14 protein-coding genes and 1 pseudogene are annotated in these 16,945 nt (G+C 67.0%); 2 read left to right on the forward strand and 13 right to left on the reverse strand.

The window, feature by feature from the left end:
- A pseudogene (locus tag E1202_RS31780) lies at positions 1 to 297 on the forward strand (hypothetical protein); the annotation flags it as partial.
- Between the two features lie 320 nt (positions 298 to 617).
- Here E1202_RS31780 and dmpG read toward each other — a convergent pair.
- From dmpG to E1202_RS11605, 4 genes are all read right to left on the reverse strand, one after another.
- A complete protein-coding gene (dmpG, locus tag E1202_RS11590; RefSeq protein ID WP_132682869.1) occupies positions 618 to 1,646 on the reverse strand; it encodes a 4-hydroxy-2-oxovalerate aldolase in 1,029 nt (342 codons plus the stop codon).
- On the reverse strand, positions 1,643 to 2,587 hold the full coding sequence (locus E1202_RS11595) for an acetaldehyde dehydrogenase (acetylating) (RefSeq protein WP_132683004.1): 945 nt from the start codon (positions 2,585 to 2,587) through the stop codon (positions 1,643 to 1,645). Before E1202_RS11595 ends, dmpG begins: the two co-directional genes overlap by 4 nt.
- 247 nt (positions 2,588 to 2,834) lie before the next feature.
- Positions 2,835 to 4,022, reverse strand: coding sequence for an MBL fold metallo-hydrolase (locus E1202_RS11600; RefSeq protein WP_132682871.1), 1,188 nt, complete (start codon positions 4,020 to 4,022; stop codon positions 2,835 to 2,837).
- A gap of 106 nt (positions 4,023 to 4,128) precedes the next feature.
- Positions 4,129 to 5,412: an MFS transporter gene (locus tag E1202_RS11605; protein WP_165943830.1), complete on the reverse strand. Its 1,284-nt coding sequence runs from the start codon at positions 5,410 to 5,412 to the stop codon at positions 4,129 to 4,131.
- A gap of 236 nt (positions 5,413 to 5,648) precedes the next feature.
- Between E1202_RS11605 and E1202_RS11610 the strand changes: the two genes are divergently transcribed.
- Positions 5,649 to 6,905 (forward strand): flavin reductase family protein, encoded by a 1,257-nt coding sequence (locus E1202_RS11610; RefSeq protein WP_165943831.1) that lies wholly within the window; start codon positions 5,649 to 5,651, stop codon positions 6,903 to 6,905.
- 69 nt (positions 6,906 to 6,974) lie between these two features.
- On the opposite strand, the gene E1202_RS11615 is transcribed toward E1202_RS11610, so the two are convergent.
- The 9 genes from E1202_RS11615 to E1202_RS11655 form a co-directional block, all read right to left on the reverse strand.
- Positions 6,975 to 7,937 (reverse strand): VOC family protein, encoded by a 963-nt coding sequence (locus E1202_RS11615; protein WP_132682875.1) that lies wholly within the window; start codon positions 7,935 to 7,937, stop codon positions 6,975 to 6,977.
- Between the two features lie 23 nt (positions 7,938 to 7,960).
- Positions 7,961 to 9,130, reverse strand: a complete 1,170-nt coding sequence (locus tag E1202_RS11620; protein ID WP_132682877.1) for an acyl-CoA dehydrogenase family protein — start codon at positions 9,128 to 9,130, stop codon at positions 7,961 to 7,963.
- Positions 9,131 to 9,359: 229 nt separating this feature from the next.
- The gene (locus E1202_RS11625) at positions 9,360 to 10,697 is read right to left on the reverse strand and encodes an FAD-dependent oxidoreductase (RefSeq protein WP_132682879.1); all 1,338 of its coding nucleotides are present in this window, start codon (positions 10,695 to 10,697) and stop codon (positions 9,360 to 9,362) included.
- Entirely contained in the window at positions 10,694 to 11,497 is an 804-nt protein-coding gene (locus E1202_RS32130; protein ID WP_132682881.1) for an aspartate/glutamate racemase family protein, read from the reverse strand. The genes E1202_RS11625 and E1202_RS32130 overlap by 4 nt, the downstream gene beginning before the upstream one ends.
- A 1-nt stretch (position 11,498) precedes the next feature.
- Positions 11,499 to 12,986, reverse strand: coding sequence for an FAD-dependent oxidoreductase (locus E1202_RS11635; protein WP_132682882.1), 1,488 nt, complete (start codon positions 12,984 to 12,986; stop codon positions 11,499 to 11,501).
- Entirely contained in the window at positions 12,986 to 13,579 is a 594-nt protein-coding gene (locus E1202_RS11640; RefSeq protein WP_132682884.1) for a cysteine hydrolase family protein, read from the reverse strand. The genes E1202_RS11635 and E1202_RS11640 overlap by 1 nt, the downstream gene beginning before the upstream one ends.
- 46 nt (positions 13,580 to 13,625) lie before the next feature.
- Positions 13,626 to 14,390 carry an SDR family oxidoreductase gene (locus E1202_RS11645; protein ID WP_207918572.1) on the reverse strand — a complete coding sequence of 255 codons (765 nt, stop codon included), beginning with the start codon at positions 14,388 to 14,390 and terminating at the stop codon, positions 13,626 to 13,628.
- Positions 14,387 to 15,796 (reverse strand): FAD-dependent oxidoreductase, encoded by a 1,410-nt coding sequence (locus E1202_RS11650; protein ID WP_132682886.1) that lies wholly within the window; start codon positions 15,794 to 15,796, stop codon positions 14,387 to 14,389. The genes E1202_RS11645 and E1202_RS11650 overlap by 4 nt, the downstream gene beginning before the upstream one ends.
- Complete coding sequence (locus E1202_RS11655; protein ID WP_132682888.1) at positions 15,793 to 16,740, reverse strand: isocitrate lyase/PEP mutase family protein; 948 nt, start codon at positions 16,738 to 16,740, stop codon at positions 15,793 to 15,795. The genes E1202_RS11650 and E1202_RS11655 overlap by 4 nt, the downstream gene beginning before the upstream one ends.
- Positions 16,741 to 16,945: the final 205 nt, after the last annotated feature.

Below are 16,945 nucleotides of genomic sequence, written 5' to 3' on the forward strand. Positions count from 1 at the left end.
TCCCTGACACCGGCGGTAACAGCGGCTCAATCCGCGCCCACGCGCGATCCGTCAACTCACCACGACCCACCACAACCCAAGATCAAACCAGACCGCGCCGCTAGATCAATTACAGGACAGAACCTAGCCGCAACCCTCTTGATCGCCAGCAACGTCCCACTCGGCGTGGCCCCCAAGACCATGCGCCACTCAACCCTCTCGGTCACCGTCAACATCTACGGCCACCTCGCACGCCACACCGCACACGCAGCCGTCGACGCCATGGCCGACACACTCAACGCGGCCCAAGCCGCTTAGCCCGATCACACCAGAGCACGATCAAACAGGAGGCGACCACATTGCGACCACAACCCCACAAAACGAAACCAGCGGGGTCACCTATCGGTGAACCCGCTGGTCACAGCCGTCGGGACGGCGGGATTCGAACCCACGACCCCTTGACTCCCAGTCCCGCGCCGGTGTTTTCGCTGGTCAGGTGAGCATGAAGGTACAAGGGTTGTGGTTCCGCAAGCCTGACGCGGGGACCGTGCACACCGTGCGGCCCCCGTCTTGTCCCCGGACTCCTGCTCCGCACTGGGACAGGTACTGGCCGCTCGCGACGCGAGACTCGCTCTCTGTCAGCCGCTCTCCCGCTCCCGCTCCGCGACCAGCGTCAGCGCGATGTCGACGATCATGTCCTCCTGGCCACCCACCAGTCCTCGGCGACCCGATTCGAGCAGGAGCGTGCGGACATCGATCCCGTAGCGCGCGGACGCAGCTTCGGCATGACGCAGAAAGCTCGAGTACACCCCGGCGTAGCCCAGCGTGAGAGTCTCCCGGTCGACGCGCACTGGACGGTCCTGGAGCGGGCGGACGACATCGTCCGCGGCGTCCTGAAGGGCGTACAGGTCACATCCGTGGTCCCATCCGTAGATGTCGGCGACCGCGATGAACGCCTCGATGGGGCAGTTCCCAGCACCGGCACCGTGGCCCGCCAAGGACGCATCTACTCGGGTCACACCGTTCTCCACGGCCGTGACGGAGTTCGCCACGGAGAGCGACAGGTTCTCGTGAGCGTGGATGCCGATCTCGGTGCCCGGCCCGAGGACATCGCGGTAGGCCCGCACTCTTTCCGCAACGCCGGCCATGGTGAGCCGCCCGCCTGAATCGGTGATGTAAACGCAGTGCGCTCCGCACGACGCCATCATCTTGGCCTGCTGGGCCAACTCGGCGGCGGGCACCATGTGGCTCATCATCAGAAATCCCGACACATCCATGCCGATCTCACGCGCAGTCTCGATGTGCTGCGCGGCGACATCAGCCTCGGTGCAGTGCGTGGCGATCCGGACCGAGCGGACACCGAGGTCGTACGCCCGCTTGAGGTCGCGCACTGTTCCAACGCCGGGCAGCAGCAGCGTCGTGAGCCGCGCGCGTTCCATCACGTCGGCAGCGGCCTCGATCCATTCCCAGTCGGTGTGCGAGCCAGGACCGTAGTTGAGCGACCCGCCTGCTAGGCCGTCGCCGTGGGAGACCTCGATCGCGCTGACGCCCGCTGCGTCGAGCGAGGCCACGATTCGCTTGATGTCCGATGGCGCGATGCGGTGTCGCATCGCGTGCATCCCATCCCTGAGGGTCACGTCCTGGATGAAAAGCCTGTGCTGGTTCATCGGGCGGCTCCGTTGTGCCGGGCGATGCGCTCGGCGATCTGCAGGCCGGCGGAGGTCATGATGTCGAGGTTGCCTGCATAAGCGGGCAGGTAGTGCGCAGCTCCCTCGACCTCGAGGAAGACCGAGACCTGGTGCGTGGGCCGTGGCACGTCCGCGAACAGCGTCTCGACGGGCTGATCGGTCGGGATCTCGGTGATTTGGACCTGCTGCTTGAGCTGATACCCGGGTACGTACGCCGCGACGTCAGCGACCATCTCCTCAACCGACCGTCGGATGTCCTCGAGCGTCGCGGAGTCCGCAGCCGAGGCCAAGCAGAGGACCGTGTCCCGCATGACGAGCGGGGGTTCTGCGGGATTGAGGATGATGATCGCCTTGCCCCGGTGAGCTCCGCCTACCGACACGATCGCCTCAGAAGTGGTTTCCGTGAACTCGTCGATGTTGGCGCGGGTGCCCGGGCCTGCCGACTTCGATGCGATCGAGGCGATGATCTCCGCGTAGGCCACCGGCGCCACGCGCGATACCGCCGCGACCACAGGAATGGTCGCCTGGCCCCCGCACGTCACCATGTTCACATTGGGCGCGTCCAGATGCTCATCGGTGTTGACAGCCGGCACGACATACGGACCTACGGCCGCTGGTGTCAGATCAATGATGCGCTTGCCCAACGGTGCCAGGCGGGCGTTGTTCGCGACGTGGGCCTTGGCCGAAGTCGCGTCGAAGACGATCTCGATGTCGTCGAATTCCGGCATCTCGACGAGCCCGTCGATCCCCGCCGCGGTGGTGGGCACTCCCAAGCGCGCAGCTCTCGCCAACCCGTCCGACGCCGGGTCGATCCCCACCATCGCACCCATCTCGAGGTGTTCCGAACGGCGCAGCACCTTGATCATGAGGTCGGTGCCGATGTTGCCCGACCCGATGATCGCGACCTTGCACTTGTTCATGTTGTGGCTCCTCGCTCGAAACGGAAGGAGAGCGCTTCGAGTCCTGACACTGCGGCGGCGGCTGCTGCGATGCGTGGGTCGCTCACCGCGGTGATAATCGTGGTCTGGGACATGGCTCCCACTTTCGAGGCACACGCACGCCTCGAACCAGGCGTACGTCCCGCACAGCGGTACGCACATGAACGCCCGTGATCTCTCGGCATGTCCGCAGGATCGGCACGACCGAACGCCCGATCTGCGAAGGGCTTCAACCGCGGAGCGGGATCTGCATGAGATCCCTGCCGATCACCAACTCACCGGTGTAGCCCTCTTGCGCAGCGAGCAGCTTCTCATCGGGGCAATTGCCCGGGACGATGTGCGCGAGCACCAGTGTTCTCGCACCGCAGTCGGCAGCGACTCGGCCCACCTGATCGACGGGGGTGTGCGACTGCAGCAGGTGGTTCCTTCCCGCGGGTGACGATGCCCGGTTGATGTAGTCCCAGCTGATCACCTCGTGCACCAGCAGGTCGCAATCCCGAGCCAGCTCGATCAGGTTCTCGCTGCGGCACGTGTCCCCGGAGAAGACGACGGAGCCGCTGGGGGTGTCGAACCGGAATCCGAACGCGGGGAACATCGGACGGTGGTCGACCAGTGTCGCCGTGACCCGCACGTTCTCGTCCTCGTGCACGAGGAAGGGATCCATCGACGGCGCGGGAGTCTCATTCGGATCGAAGCCCTGCGGAAGCGGCGGATCGATGTCGTGGACGTGCACCAGGTCGCGCAGGTTCGGCTGGCCGCCGTCGCGCATGCGGTCGTTCACGTCAAGCGCGTACGCCTGATACAGGTACTCGGTCATGTCGACCGTTCCCGGTGTCGGGTTCTCCGGATTGATCACGGGCGGCTCAGATGCCTTCTTCCCCGGCGGCGTGAACACCGGTTCGAGCTCGCCACGCCGCCCGGGACCGTAGACGTCGACCGGTGACTCCACATCGCGGAGCCCGTTGAACCAGCCGTAGAGAAAGAGGTTGAAGTAGTCGATCGTGTGGTCGGAGTGCAAATGGGTCAGGAACACCCCTCGGAGTTGCTCCAATCCCCCGGACCGATCGGGCTTCTGCTTCTCCGGAGGCACGAGGTATGCCTGCTTCAGGCGCTCCCCCACTCCCGCGCCGCAATCAATCAGGTAGACCTTCTCGTTGGCGACCACTGCCGCGGCGAAGCCCCTGCGGTCGGTACCGGGCCACCAGATCGGTCCGCCGCCCGTGCCCAGCAACACCAGACGATCCCCTTGCGACCCTGGCGACGCGGGCGCGGTCCCGTCTTCCACCGCAGCACTCTCGGAACCGGTGTCGCAGGAGGCCGCCCAAGCGGATCCAGCGGCGGCGACGGCGATCGTGGAACTCTTGCCGAGCAAGGATCGTCTGCTCAACTTCGTCGAAGCAGAGGTGGTTTCGGACACGGGTCACTCCCTGAGTCATTGACGGTGCGCGGCTCGACGATCCAATCGCGGAGCCATTGCCGAACGGTTTGAGACGAAGAACGGCCCCGCAGAGAGCGGGAGTGGCTCATGCACCGGGTTGCGTCGGCGAGAGTCCTTCCGCGTCATCCACGTCCGACGGGCGGTGCGACGCCGGAATCGGTGGGTAGTTGTAGGGGCCCATCCGCAGAACCAACAAGCTCGAGACGACCAATCCCGCACCGGCGACCATGAAAGCGGCATCGTAGGAACCGGTGAGATCGTAGGACGCTGCGAAGGCGAACGGGCCGAAAGCGTAGCCGAACGCCAGCACGGCCATGAAGATGCCGTAGATCTGCCCGAAGAACCTGACTCCCATGTAACGGGAGGTCATGTAGGAGACCAAGTCGCCCTCACCACCGAGAGCCATCCCGACCAGCAGCGCACCGATCAAGGCGGGGACGAAATCACCGTTGGTGAGCAGGATGAATCCCAGAATGGGGGCTGAGAAGACGACTGCTGCCACTCTAGGAGCGTGCAGGTAGTCCAGGAGGAAGCCGCCGGCCAGGCGGCCGAACATCGTGGCGAGTCCCATCGCGGACACGATCACGATTGCCAGGTCCGTGGACAACCCCTGATCCGTCAGGAGGGGAACCATCTGCACAACCACTCCCGGGACCGCTGAGCCAACCAGCAGCACGGCCACGATGAGTTGCCAGAACTTCCGAGACCGCAACGCTTCTCCCAACTCCATCCCAGGAAGCTCACCGCTTTCGTGGTGAACCTTCAGCTGTGGGAGTTCGTGCCGGTACGGCTCGCGCAGCAGGAACGAGGCGATGGGCAATGTCACGACGACCAGCAGGATGCCGAGCCCGAGGAACGCCAACCGCCAGTTGAAGAGCTCGATGAGAGCTCCGACGTACTGGGGGACCAAGGCGCCGCCAACCGCCCCGCCGGTCCCGATGATCCCCAACGCCAAACCTCGTCGACCATCCAACCACTGAGAGGCGAGTTTGTAGTAGGGAACACCGTTCTGCGGGGTGGAAACGACACCGAGAACACCCATGATGAGGAACCACAGCGCGATCGACGGGGGCACCACCGCGAGCAACGCCAGCAGGATGCCGCTGATGAGCACCCCGGGAACGACCACCCTGCGGAACCCATAGCGGTCGAGCAGCCCACCCATCAGTGGCATCACCAGCGCCGCGGTCAAGGCGAAGAGGCTCAGAGCACCGGTGACGGTGGTGCGCGACCAGCCGAACTCGTCGCCAATGGGTTTGATCATGATTCCGTAGGGCGCCAAGACCAGTCCGTTGACCGAGAGCGTCATGGCCAAGGTGGAGAACCCGACCGTGAACCACGCGCGGCGTTTTCCGATGAGGGAAGGCATAAGCGCTCCTGTGGTAGGCGATGCGCCTCCGCAGTGTGGTCGGTGAGATTCCCCCGAGAGGAGTCCGGCGTTCCGGCAACCGGCACGACGAACCGACTTCCCGCACACCCCCGAGTGGCACCTTCTCAACGAGAACATCACGGTCCGAGGGGCGGAACCGCGAACTGGGCTCGTGCTCACGATCTGCCTAGCGTTGCTGCGTGCCCATGTTCACAACACGGTCAGGAGGTGATCATGTGACCGTCCCCGAAGAACGGACCGGTGTCGACCCGGCGGTGTTTCGCGAGGTCATCGGCCACTACCCCACTGGTGTCGCCGTGGCCACCGGGTTCGATGACGACGAACCGATCGGAATGGTCATCGGTACTTTCAGCGCGGTTTCGCTGGAGCCACCCCTGGTGTCGTTCATGCCGCAGAAGAGCTCACGAACGTATGCTCGGCTGGCCAAGGCTCCCACTCTGTGCATCAACGTCCTCGCTCACGACCAACTCTCGCTGTGCCGCACGATGGCGGTGCCGAGGGGCGACAAGTTCGACCAGGTCTCGTGGCACGTCTCGGATTGGCACGCCCCGGCCCTCGATGGTGCGGTCGCCCACATCCACTGCAGCACACACTCGACGGTGGAGGCCGGCGATCACTTGATCGTGCTCTGCTCGGTGGAGGCGATGGCCGTCAACCGGCCGGTCACCCCGCTGCTGTTCTTCCAAGGAGGTTTCGGCGGCTTCTCCCCCTGCGGGACGGCCACCAGAGGTGACGCCGAGCTGATCGGAGCGCTCCGGCACGCCGACTCGGCGCGAAACCACGTCGAGCGCCTGGCGCACGACCTGCGATGCGAGGCCGCTGCTCTTGTGGCAATCGGCGCCGAAGAGCTCACGACAGCGGTGAGCGCATGCGGCGGCACCGCATCGAGGGTCGCGGCGCTGGGCGAACGAGTACCGCTGACCCCGCCGATCGGTGAGGCCTACGTAGCCGGTGCACGGACAGAGGTGGTCGAACGGTGGCTGGCCAAAGTCTCGCCCGCTGAACCCGATCTGGTGGAGCACTACCGCAGTCGGCTGGCCAGCGTGGAGCGGCACGGTGCGGCTCTGTCCATAGTCGACCCCCAGGAACGCGCTGCCTACGACCGGCTTCTAGACGCACTCCGCGAGTACTCCTCGCGAGAACTGACACCAGCCCGCGAGCGGGCGGTCCGCGAAGCGCTGGCCCAGACGAGGCAGTTCTTCGAAGACGTCGAGTTGCACGAGGATGGGACCTACGACGTCGGCGCCATCGTGGTCCCGGTCCGCAGCCCGGACGGCGACATCTCGATGGTGGTGCGGGTGACTCAATTGCCTTCGGGCGTCGGCGGCCAGCAGGTCAAGGACTGGATCCGAACCGTCAAGGGGGCTGCTGCCGCGGCCGAGCACGACCTCGGGAGGAGCTGCGGTCCCGGAAGCCACAAGGCAGGCCTGCGCGACCAGCTGCTCTGGTACGAGAGCGACTTCCCCCTGTGACCTGGTCGGGCGCCGGTGGTAGCTGACGAAGAGCGCCCTGGAACTCCAGGGCGCTCTTCGCACGTTCGCTCAGACGGCGGCCGAGGCGGATTCGTCCGCTGCCAGATCCTGGGTCGCTCCAGTTTCGGCCGACAGCTGGTGCATGATGCCGGGCGGCCGTGCCTCCGCCCCGGGCTGCAACTGGTGGCCCCAGATCGCCGTCTTGCCGTAGACCCGCGGCACCCACTCGCCGGGCGTCACCTCGAGCCCATCGAATCCGTACTCGATGTGGAACGACGACGGCGTGCTGCAGTAGAAGCTGAACATCTTGTCGTTGGTGTGCCGCCCGAGTCCCAGGGTGAGGGGGACCCCCTTCTCCTCCGCCATGTCGTAGGCGGTGCCGACGTCGTCCATCGAGTTCACCTGCAACATCAGGTGGTTGAGGCCTGCGCTCCCCGGCTGGCACTGTCCCAGCGCGAGCGTGTGGTGGCGAGCATTCGCGTGGTAGAAACGAGCGTTCAGCCGACCCGGCACGATGATCTTGTCCGAGAGCTCGAACCCGAGGACGCCGCTGAAGAAGGCGTGTCCCGCCTCGATGTCAGGCATCATCAGCAGCACGTGGCCCAGGCCTTGGCTCCCGGTGACGAAGCCGGAGATCGGCCGACCCGGGTGGAAGCTCGCCGGGTCGGCGTGCTGGCCCCAGACGACCTCGTGCCGGAACCCCCACGGGTCCTCGAAGGTGATCAGCCGGTTGACGTTGCGCGCGTCGGCGTCCGCCTCTGAGCCGCGTTCGGCGGTGACGCCGGCCGCCGACAACTTCGCGGTGATCGCGTCCAGGTCCTCCTCGTAATCGACCGCCCAGCCGATGTAGGCCACGGCGTCGGCCTCAGCGGGGTGGATTTGGAGCCGCCAAGCCGCGTCATCGACCCGAAGGCGAACTGCGCCGTCGGGCCCTTTTTCGGCGAGTTGGGCACCGAGGAACTCGGTGCCGAAGGAACGCCAGTCGTCGTACCGCGGGGAATTGATCCCCAGGTAGGCGAGCGCCTTGATCATCCGTGCCTCCTTGAGTGGTTCGGTCAGGCGAAAACGGTCTGCGAGGGCTCGCCGCCGAGGTCGTCGGTAGCCCACGCGGCGTAGATGTTGTCCGCGATGTTGCAGATGTGGCTCAACCCTGCTTGCAGGTCACGCCAGTACCGCTGATTGGGGAAGTCGGTGCGGATCCCGCTCGCACCGCTGACCTTGTAGAGCCGGTCGATCGCGTCCACGGCTCGGCGAGACGCTCGCACCTGGTCGCGACGGAAGCTCAGCCGTTGGGTCCGGGAGATGTCGCCACCACTGGACACGTGGTCGAAGAGCTCCGCCATGGAGGCCAGCAGGTGCGATCGGCTGGCCGCGATGTCGGCGGCCGCATCGCCGTAGACCACCAGCTGGGTCGGATCGGTCTTGGCGATGATGCCGTCCGCGGAGACCCGCGAGCACATGTAGGCGTGGTACACGGCCAACGCTCCCTGGGCGATGCCCTGCGTACCTGCTGAGATCGCCGCTGAGAACACCAGCGGGAATTTCAACTTGTAGAGCGCTTTGCCCTGCTGACGGGACTCGTAATGACCGGACAGCATCGGCCCCGCCTCGACGACTCGGTAGTCGGGGACGAAGACGTCCGCCATCCCGACGTCCTTGGAACCGGTGCCCTCCAGGCCCATCACGTTCCAGGAGTCCTCCACGATTTCGTAGTCCTCGCGCGGAATCGCGAAGTGCCGGATGTCGGCGGGATTTCCCACGTCTCCAGCGGCATCGGTGACGATGCCGCCGAGCACCGCCCACTGGGCGTGATCAGTACCCGTGGAGTACGGCCATCGGCCGCTGAAGAGGAATCCGCCGTCGACGGGCTTGGCTCGGCCCATCGGCGCGTAGGGCGAAGCCACCCACGTGTCGGGGTCCTCGCCCCAGATCTCCTCTTGCAACCTAGGGTCCATCATCGCGATCTCCCACGGGTGGACTCCCACGACACCGGCCACCCAGCCGGCCGACGGCGATGCGGCGCCGACGGCCATGACCGCCTCGAGGAAGTCGTTCGGGTGGGCTTCGAAGCCGGAGTGCTCAACAGGCTGCAGCAACCGGATGAGCCCGGTCTCGCGCAGGGTGTTCGCAGCTCGGTCGGTGAGCCTGCACAGCTCATCGCTGGGAACAGCTTCTTCGCGAAAGGTGGTGGCTGCCTTGTGGGCCCTTTCGACGGCCTCGTGCATGGCGCCTTCTTTCCTTGGAGCAATCACTACGGAGACGAGTCAAGGAGAAGATGGGCTCCGGCACCACCTCTGCGTGCTGCGGAGCAGAACGTGTCAACCGTGCAACGGCAAGCCCCGCGCACGTTGGACGCCGAGGGTCCCTACCAGTTAGACATCGTCCTCGTGCGGTCGTCGTCCTGACGGCGAACCCCAAGCAGGGAGTTCCGCAAACATCCCCGCGAAATGCGTCTCAAGCCGCACGTTTAGCCAAGCGATTGCCCACTATCCAGCCCATCCCGAATGCGGAGAGCAGACCGCTGCCCGAGGAGTAGCCATCGGAATGCGGCCCTGCCAGGCCGCAGGCCGCACCACCTCCGGCATACAATCCTGGGATGGGGGCCCCCGCGTGATCCAACACGCGGCCCTGTGCATCGACCACCAAGCCCCCTTGCGTGGTGAGGACACCATGGGTGACCCAGGCGAGGTGGTACGGCGGGCGCAGAACGCGTCGCCCAGGACGGGGAGCGATCGCCGCGCTCGCACGGTTCTCGCTCGTTCCCATGACGTCGGCGAGCTCGGCCAAGGTGGTGAGGTCGCGGATCGCCCCCGCTGCCAGGCAGTCGCGCATCATCTCCGACTCCCGCGTCGCCGCCATCGCGGTTGCGTCGAAGACCATCGCCGCACGCTCACCAGGCTGCCTGCGCAGGATTCCGGCCAGAGCGGAATAGCCAATCGACTCCTCGTCAACGAACCGCTCGCCGCTGGCATTGACGAGCACCGCACCGTTGAACTGAAGCGCCGGGGACACACGAGTTCCGTGGTCGATCACGACCAGACCCGAGCGGAGTGCGGCGCCCATGTTGCGCAGCTGGGCGCCGAGGGGCGCGGTCCAGCGCAGAGCATCCCCAGTGCTGGTGGCCACGCCGGCGTAGAAGGGGTTGCCGAGGTCGCCGAGGTGTTCGGCCCTCAGCGTCGGGTCGGCGGCGAACCCATCGGTGGCCAGCACAACAGCGGCGGCGAGGAACTCCTGCCGCGAACCGTTTTGCTCGACCACGACACCGACGACCGACCCGTTGTCGACGAGCAGGTCCACGACCTTCGCCTCGTCGACGAGCGCGGCGTTGGGCGACCGATCGAGCAGGGCGCGGAGGTGCCGCACCAGCCGAGCACCGCAGAGGCGGCCGGTGTCCGCGTGCAGACGCGGCACGGACATTCCTGCGCGGGGCATGTCCACACCGAGCTCGATCGGGTAACCGGTGTCGGCGATCCACTCCACGAACTCGGGCGCTACCTTGCACAACGCCTCCACGACGGGGCGCAACTCCTCGTCGCCGCTGGCGGCCAGGATGTCGTTGGCGTGTCGCTGCGGGGAATCAACGATTCCAGCCGCGGCCTGGAACCGGGTACCGGCTGCGGCGAGGCTTCCGCTGGAGATGGCTGCGTTGCAACCCTCACGGCTGGACTTCTCCAGGACTGCGATGACGAGATCAGGGTCCGCAGCAGCGCGGAGCGCCGTCATCAGCCCGCAGGCACCACCGCCGACGATCGCGACGTCGACCCGCCGTTTCTCCTCCGGATCCGTTGTCATGGCAGGGTTTCCGGAAATCCGTAGAAATTTCGCGCCTCGTCGACCAGCGGGCGTGACGGTTGCGCACCGTAGAAGCCGGCACGCGACGGCAACAATCCGGTCGCAGCGTGCTGCGCCGCTCGCAACTCCGCCATGCGAACGCACGTGCCGAGCGAGTCGAGCACCGGCACATCGTCGACGCGGCTGATCCCCAGGTCTGCGAGGAACACGTTGAGCGGACCTTCACCTGGGACGATCACATTCGCCCCCCGATCGATGGCTCGGCGTGCCGCCTCGGTGAACGCGTCCACCAGCGGCTGCGGATCGGCGTAGGCCGCCATCACGTCGGTGAAACCCGCAACGACCTGGGTGATCGGACCTACCAACGCGTCGAGGCCGTAGTTGCGCATGTTGCGGCGCAGTTGGGGCTCCAGCTCGGCGATGAAGTTGACGATTCCGACTCGATCTCCGAGCTGGGCCGCCATCAGCACCGAGGTCTGTCCGAAGGCGACCACGGGGATGTCGAGGAGTGTGCGGACCTCTTCGTACGCCGTATCGGGGATGGTGGCGATGAGGAACGCGTCGTAACCCTCGTCCTGCGCTCGCAGAGCCGCCTGCACGAACTGCTCCTTGTGCAGGCCCGCGAGGTAGGTGTGGCCGATGTGCGTGCCCGGGTAGTCGGACGGATAGGTTCCGGGCTTCATCCCGTGCAAGTCGATCTCAGTGCCCGATGAGGCCTGCTCGTGCAGGTGCCGGGCCAGGGCATCGCGGTAGTGCGGAACGTCATCGAGAACCGTGAAGCTCTGGTGCCAGATGCGCATCTCAGGGCCGCCCCTCCGATCCGTCCTCTTCCGGGCTGAGTGCGCTCAGCGCAGCCGCCCGCCCGCCCGCGATCTTGCCGAACGTCGCTCCCCGCAGCACCGACGTCGAGCCGGTGTAGTTCGAGTAGTAGAGCCCGGTCACCTCACCGGCGGCGTAGAGGCCGACGATCGGCCGGCCGTCGCGGTCGACGACCTCGGCGGCTGCGGTGGTCTTGAGGCCACCGAAGGTGAACACTGCGGCAGCCATGATCGGGTAAGCCACGAATGGGCCTTTGACCAGCGGGCGAGCCCAGTTCGACTTGGCCGGTTCAAGCCCTCGCGTTGCCAGTCCATCCGGAACGGTGTGGTCGAACGGCCCGTCCTGGCAGGCGTCGTTGTAAGCGGCGACCGTAGCTTGCAGGCGGTCGACCGGGAGGCCCAGCTTTTCCGCGAGCGCCGCGACGGAGTCAGCACTGACCGGCGCGACTCCGGTGCGAACGCCGGACATGATGTTGGGCACCGCAAGGGACTGCTGGTCGAGCAGAACCCACGCGATGCCGCCGGTCTGGGCATGGATGTCGCGTGTGGTCCTCTCGTACCAGGCATCGATGGGTCCGCGCGCCTCGTCGACGAAACGCTCCCCTTCCTCGTTGACGAGGATCCCGTGGGGGAAGCAGAAGATCGCAGCCTCCGGCTCGCCTGATCTGGGGTCAACCGGTTCGGCGTGGAAGAGGGAGAAGTTGCCGGCCGTCGCGGCGCCCGCGGCCAGGGCCATCTCGATGCCTTCGCCCTTGTTGTAGTTGCCACCCCGGGCGACCGGACGCGTGGTCAAGGCCTTGTCACCGTGGTAGCGGGCCATCATCTCGGCGTTGCCCTGGTAGCCGCCCGAGGCCAGCACGACGCGCCCCCGGAACACGCGCCAGCCACCGGCCGTCTTCGCGGAGACACCGCGGACCTCACCGTCCTCGACGAGCAGCGATCGGGCCGTGGTCTCGAAGAGGAATTCCACGCCGAGACCGCGGGCCGCCTCGCCCATCACCTCGACGATCGCCAGCCCACCGCCGACTGGCGCCATCCGCGAGGTGGAGGTGGTGAGGAACGGTGTGGGCAGGAACTCGAACTTGACGCCGTGGCCCGTCATCCACGCCAACGTCGCAGGGGCGGACGTGCTGAACTCCGCGACGTAGTCGAGGTCGATCACGTGGTGCGCCTTCGAGAGCGAAGGCTGACGGGACTCCGACAGCAGTGCCGCGTCTTGGACGACGCCCGGGTCCGGATGCCCCATGAAATCTTCGACGAGGCTGTCCTCAAGTCCATCGGCGGTCTGCTCCACCGACTTCATGCGGAGGAAAGCCTCGGTGTAACGGGTGTTCCCACCGCTCTCGGACTCAACAGCGCGCTCGAGCAGCGCAACCCGAGCGCCGGCCTCAGCGGCAGCGCACGCCGCGGAGAGCCCGGCGACACCGCCTCCGACCACCACCACGTCGTAGCCGTCCACCTGCTGTCCCATCACATCGCTCCGATCAGCTCGTCGGCCGTCGTCACCGAGCCGAACATCGGCATCAGGTGCTGAATCGAGAATTCGTGCAGGTCCGGCCGGAAGGAGGCGCACATGTCCTCCACCACGGTGACCTGCAGCCCTGAATCGGAGGCGTGCCGAGCGGCCGATTCGACGACGAGGTTGGTCGCGACCCCACCGAGCACGACGTGCTGGACTCCCTCCGCAGCGAGAGCGAGGAGCAGCGGCGTGCCGACGAAGGGGTCCACGCAGCCCTTGTCCACCACGGGCTCCCCCTCAGCCGGCGCCAACGCCTCGACTATCTGCGCTTCGGGGGAATCGGCGAGCATGGCGCACTGGTCCGGGTAGGCGTCGAAGCGCACCAGCCGGTTGGTGCGCAGCACGTAGGTCGGGTCGAAGGCGAGTCGCACGTGGGCGACCAGCCAGTCGACCTCCCGCGCGGACGCCAGCACTTTCTCGGCGTGTGAGATCACCTCGCGCTCCCTGACCTGCTCGGCCAGGGGCGGCATCCGCAGGTGCGGGCCCTCTTCGCACAGCGCGACCTGGTAGTCGAGCAGCAGCAGGGCCGTGCGGCCGCCGGTCATCTGAACTCCCCTCGTTCGTTTCCTTCGATGGGTCGGTAGAACCGGATCACCAGGCGGACCAGCCGCCGTCGACGTAGAGGACCTGCCCGGTCACGTACGAGGACGCGCGACTCGCGAGCAGTAGCAGCGGGCCGGCGAAATCGCTGTCAGGATCACCCAGCCGACCGAGCATCGTGCGCTCGCCGAACCAGGCGAGCCGCTCCGGGTCCGCACCGAGCGCGGCGGTCATCTGCGTCGGGTAGAAGACTCCAGGCGCGAGGCAGTTCACCGTGATACCGCACGGCCCTAGCTCCGCCGCCAAGGAACGCGTCACGTTGGCCACTCCCGCCTTCGAGGCGTAGTACGCCGACTCCGGGACCGGTCCGACGCGTTCCGCGTAAACAGTGGTGAGATTGACGATCCGACCCGCCGTGCCGGACGCGGTCATCGTGATCCCGGCTTGTCGGCCGACGAGCCAGGCGCCCGTCAGGTTCACCCGGACCACGCGCTCGAACTCCTCCAGAGAGGTCTCGTCGTAGGACTTGCGCAGCATGACGCCGGCCGCGTTGACGACCACGTCGATTCGGCCGTGCAAGCTCTGGACCTCGGTGAACAGCGCGGCCACCGCGGTCTCGTCGGTGACGTCGACCGCATGACTCGTGGCACCGGTCGCCTCCGCGGTCCGGGCGAGATCCTCGTTGCGGCCGGCCATGTCGGCCACTGCGAGAGCCGCACCCCGACCCGCCAGCGCACGGGCGGCCCGCTCACCGAGGCCGCCGACGGCGGCTCCCACCACCAGGGCTACCTCTCCGTGCAAGTCGAAGGAACTCACCACTCCCGCTCACTCTCCTCAGCGGCAGCGTGCGTGCCCGCGAGACGACCGAAGATGGCCGCTTTGCCGATCGAGGTGCCGGTCATGTACCCGGCACCGTGGAAGCCGCCGATGACTTCACCGGCCGCGTAGAGCCGCTCGATCGGCTCGCCGAAGACGTCCACCACCTTCAGTCGCGCATCGACGGTGAGCCCGCAATAGGTGGCCAGCACGACCGTGCCCGACGGATGCGCGTAGAACGGCGGCTGTTCCAGGGCGAAGGGCGATCCCACGCCGCCGGAGAGGTGCCTGCGGCCGAGCGGGTCTCGCTCCCCGGCGACGATCCGGTCGTTGTAGTCGGTGACCGCGGCCACCAGCGAGCCCTCGGGAATGCCGAGCTTGGTCTCGAGCTCCGCGACAGTGTCGGCCTTGACGAGCATCCCAGCTCGGTCCCGACCTGCGAAGTCGTAGATCGCCACTTCATCGTTGGTGCGGGCAAGCACTCGCGCGTCGAAAACCTGGTAAGTGGTCGTACCTCCCTGCGCCAGTGCGGCGTCCCCGATCTCCTTGTAGGGCAGAGATTCGTCGACGAAGCGCCGACCTTCGCGATTGACAGCGATAGCGCCTTTGTAGACAGCGAGGACACCGGTGCCGTCCTCGTGCGGATGCGGCTCGAAGTAGTGGCCGTAGGTGCCTTTGATGTGCGGCGTGTCCACGATCCCGGCACCGAGCTGCCAGCCCATCAGCAGACCGTCGCCCGTGCAACCCGATCCGCCAGCTCGGAGCGCATCGTCCATCTGCGGCGCGAACCGGGTCAGTAGCTCGGAGTTCTGCGAGAAGCCGCCCGTTGCCACCACCACCGCGTCGGCGCTCACGCGGCGCAGGCCGTCCGGTGCCTCGACCTCCGCACCGACGATCCGACCGCCTTCGCGCAGCAGCCGGCAGGCCGGTGCCTCCATCACGAGGCGGGCGCCCAACCGCCCGGCGGCGCGGAGGAGGTGGACCAGCATCGCCGTGGTATCGGTCGGGTGCGAGCGGGGCACGGACTGGCCCGAGGCGGCGTGCACTTCCCCGTACCGCACCCCGTGCGATCGCAGCCACCGGTAGGTCTCCAGCTGGTGTTCGCAGTACAAGTCGACCAAGCGCTCGTCGGACAGGTGCCGACCGGTGTTCAGGAGGTCTCCGCGGAGCGACTCGACGGAGTCGGCGATGCCCTGTGCCGACTGCTCCTCGGTGCCGGCGAACGCCGAGAGCCCGGCGGACTTGACCGTGGAGCCCCCGATGTCGGAGGTCTTCTCGAGCATGACGGCGTACTGGCCGGCTTCAGCGGCTGCCAGCAGCGCCGCACAACCAGCGAGCCCAGAACCCAGGACGAGCACACCAACCCGTTCCGGCAACTGCTCCGCGTAGGGCAGGCCCGGGATCATGCCGACCCCCCGGCGCCCCAAGGCCTGTCGAGCAGGGCCTCGGCCTCGCTGAACTGGCGCAGGTGGAACAGCTCCTGCCGTTGCTCCCACGAGACCATCCGGCTCGCACGGCTCGCCGTTTCACCGTGCCTCCTCAGATGGGCGAGCGCCTCGGCGCCCGCCGCCATCATCGACCGCATCAAAAAATTCGCGAAGAGGACGAGTGAGAATCCCAGGTCGGCGTACTCCTTCAACTCCAGCTCCGGGGTCCTGCCACCCTCGACGACGTTGACCACCAGTGGCACACCGGCGAGCTCCCTGCCGACCCGAGCGAGCTCGTCGACGGTGCGAGGCGCCTCCACGAAGATCACGTCGGCACCGGCCTCGACGTAGGCGTGCGCACGCGCGATGGCCTCATCGATGTCGTGGACGCTGCGCGCATCTGTGCGGGCGATCAGCGCCAAGGCGTCGTCGCTGCGCGCCTCGAGCGCGGCCGCGATCTTGGTCTGCATGTGCTCGCGAGGAATGAGCGCATGCCCGTCGAAGTGCCCACAACGCTTCGGCATCTCCTGGTCTTCCAGCTGGATGGCGGCAGCACCGGCTCGTTCGAGCCGCCGAACCGTGCGCATGGCGGTCAGCGGCCCGCCAAATCCGGTGTCCGCGTCCACCACCAGCGGGATCCCCGAACCGCTCGTGAGGCTTCCAACGTGGTCGACGACCTCTGCGGACGAGACGAGCCCGATGTCGGGAAGCCCGTGCTGAGCGTTCGCCAAGCCGGCTCCGGTCGCGTACGCGGCGGGGAACCCCGCGCGCTCCACGAGCCGCATGCCGAGGACATCCGTGACGCCGGGCAAGACCAAGGGCGCGCTCTCGTCGAGCAGCGCGCGCAAGCGCAGCCGCAGTGCGTGCGCATCCTCGGACCAGCCCAGCTCGGGCAGGCCCAGTCCGCTGGGTCGCTCCTCCATCGATGACACCTGTGCCCTCTTTCCCCGCCACCGGGCGGCCACCACGCCAACTCCTCCACGAGGGTGTGGCGTTCTGCCCGTCTGCGGGAGAGACCTGTGCTGGTGGGCGGAACGTGCGCACGGACCACAGCGCTCAGGCCGCCCGCCCGCTCGAGTCCGGCCGCGTGGCCGAGAGCACGACCCGGAGAAGGCGAGCGGCTGAGCG

Source organism: Saccharopolyspora karakumensis (genome assembly GCF_004349225.1).
GTDB classification, from domain to species: domain Bacteria; phylum Actinomycetota; class Actinomycetes; order Mycobacteriales; family Pseudonocardiaceae; genus Saccharopolyspora; species Saccharopolyspora endophytica.

Coding starts and splice junctions, on each gene's coding strand:
- E1202_RS11655 (WP_132682888.1), bottom strand. CDS start 16,740: ATGGAGGAGCGACCCAGCGGACTGGGCCTGCCCGAGCTGGGCTGGTCC.
- E1202_RS11620 (WP_132682877.1), bottom strand. CDS start 9,130: ATGCACGAGGCCGTCGAAAGGGCCCACAAGGCAGCCACCACCTTTCGC.
- E1202_RS11640 (WP_132682884.1), bottom strand. CDS start 13,579: ATGACCGGCGGCCGCACGGCCCTGCTGCTGCTCGACTACCAGGTCGCG.
- E1202_RS11650 (WP_132682886.1), bottom strand. CDS start 15,796: ATGATCCCGGGCCTGCCCTACGCGGAGCAGTTGCCGGAACGGGTTGGT.
- E1202_RS11615 (WP_132682875.1), bottom strand. CDS start 7,937: ATGATCAAGGCGCTCGCCTACCTGGGGATCAATTCCCCGCGGTACGAC.
- dmpG (WP_132682869.1), bottom strand. CDS start 1,646: ATGAACCAGCACAGGCTTTTCATCCAGGACGTGACCCTCAGGGATGGG.
- E1202_RS11635 (WP_132682882.1), bottom strand. CDS start 12,986: ATGGGACAGCAGGTGGACGGCTACGACGTGGTGGTGGTCGGAGGCGGT.
- E1202_RS32130 (WP_132682881.1), bottom strand. CDS start 11,497: ATGCGCATCTGGCACCAGAGCTTCACGGTTCTCGATGACGTTCCGCAC.
- E1202_RS11595 (WP_132683004.1), bottom strand. CDS start 2,587: ATGAACAAGTGCAAGGTCGCGATCATCGGGTCGGGCAACATCGGCACC.
- E1202_RS11625 (WP_132682879.1), bottom strand. CDS start 10,697: ATGACAACGGATCCGGAGGAGAAACGGCGGGTCGACGTCGCGATCGTC.
- E1202_RS11605 (WP_165943830.1), bottom strand. CDS start 5,412: ATGCCTTCCCTCATCGGAAAACGCCGCGCGTGGTTCACGGTCGGGTTC.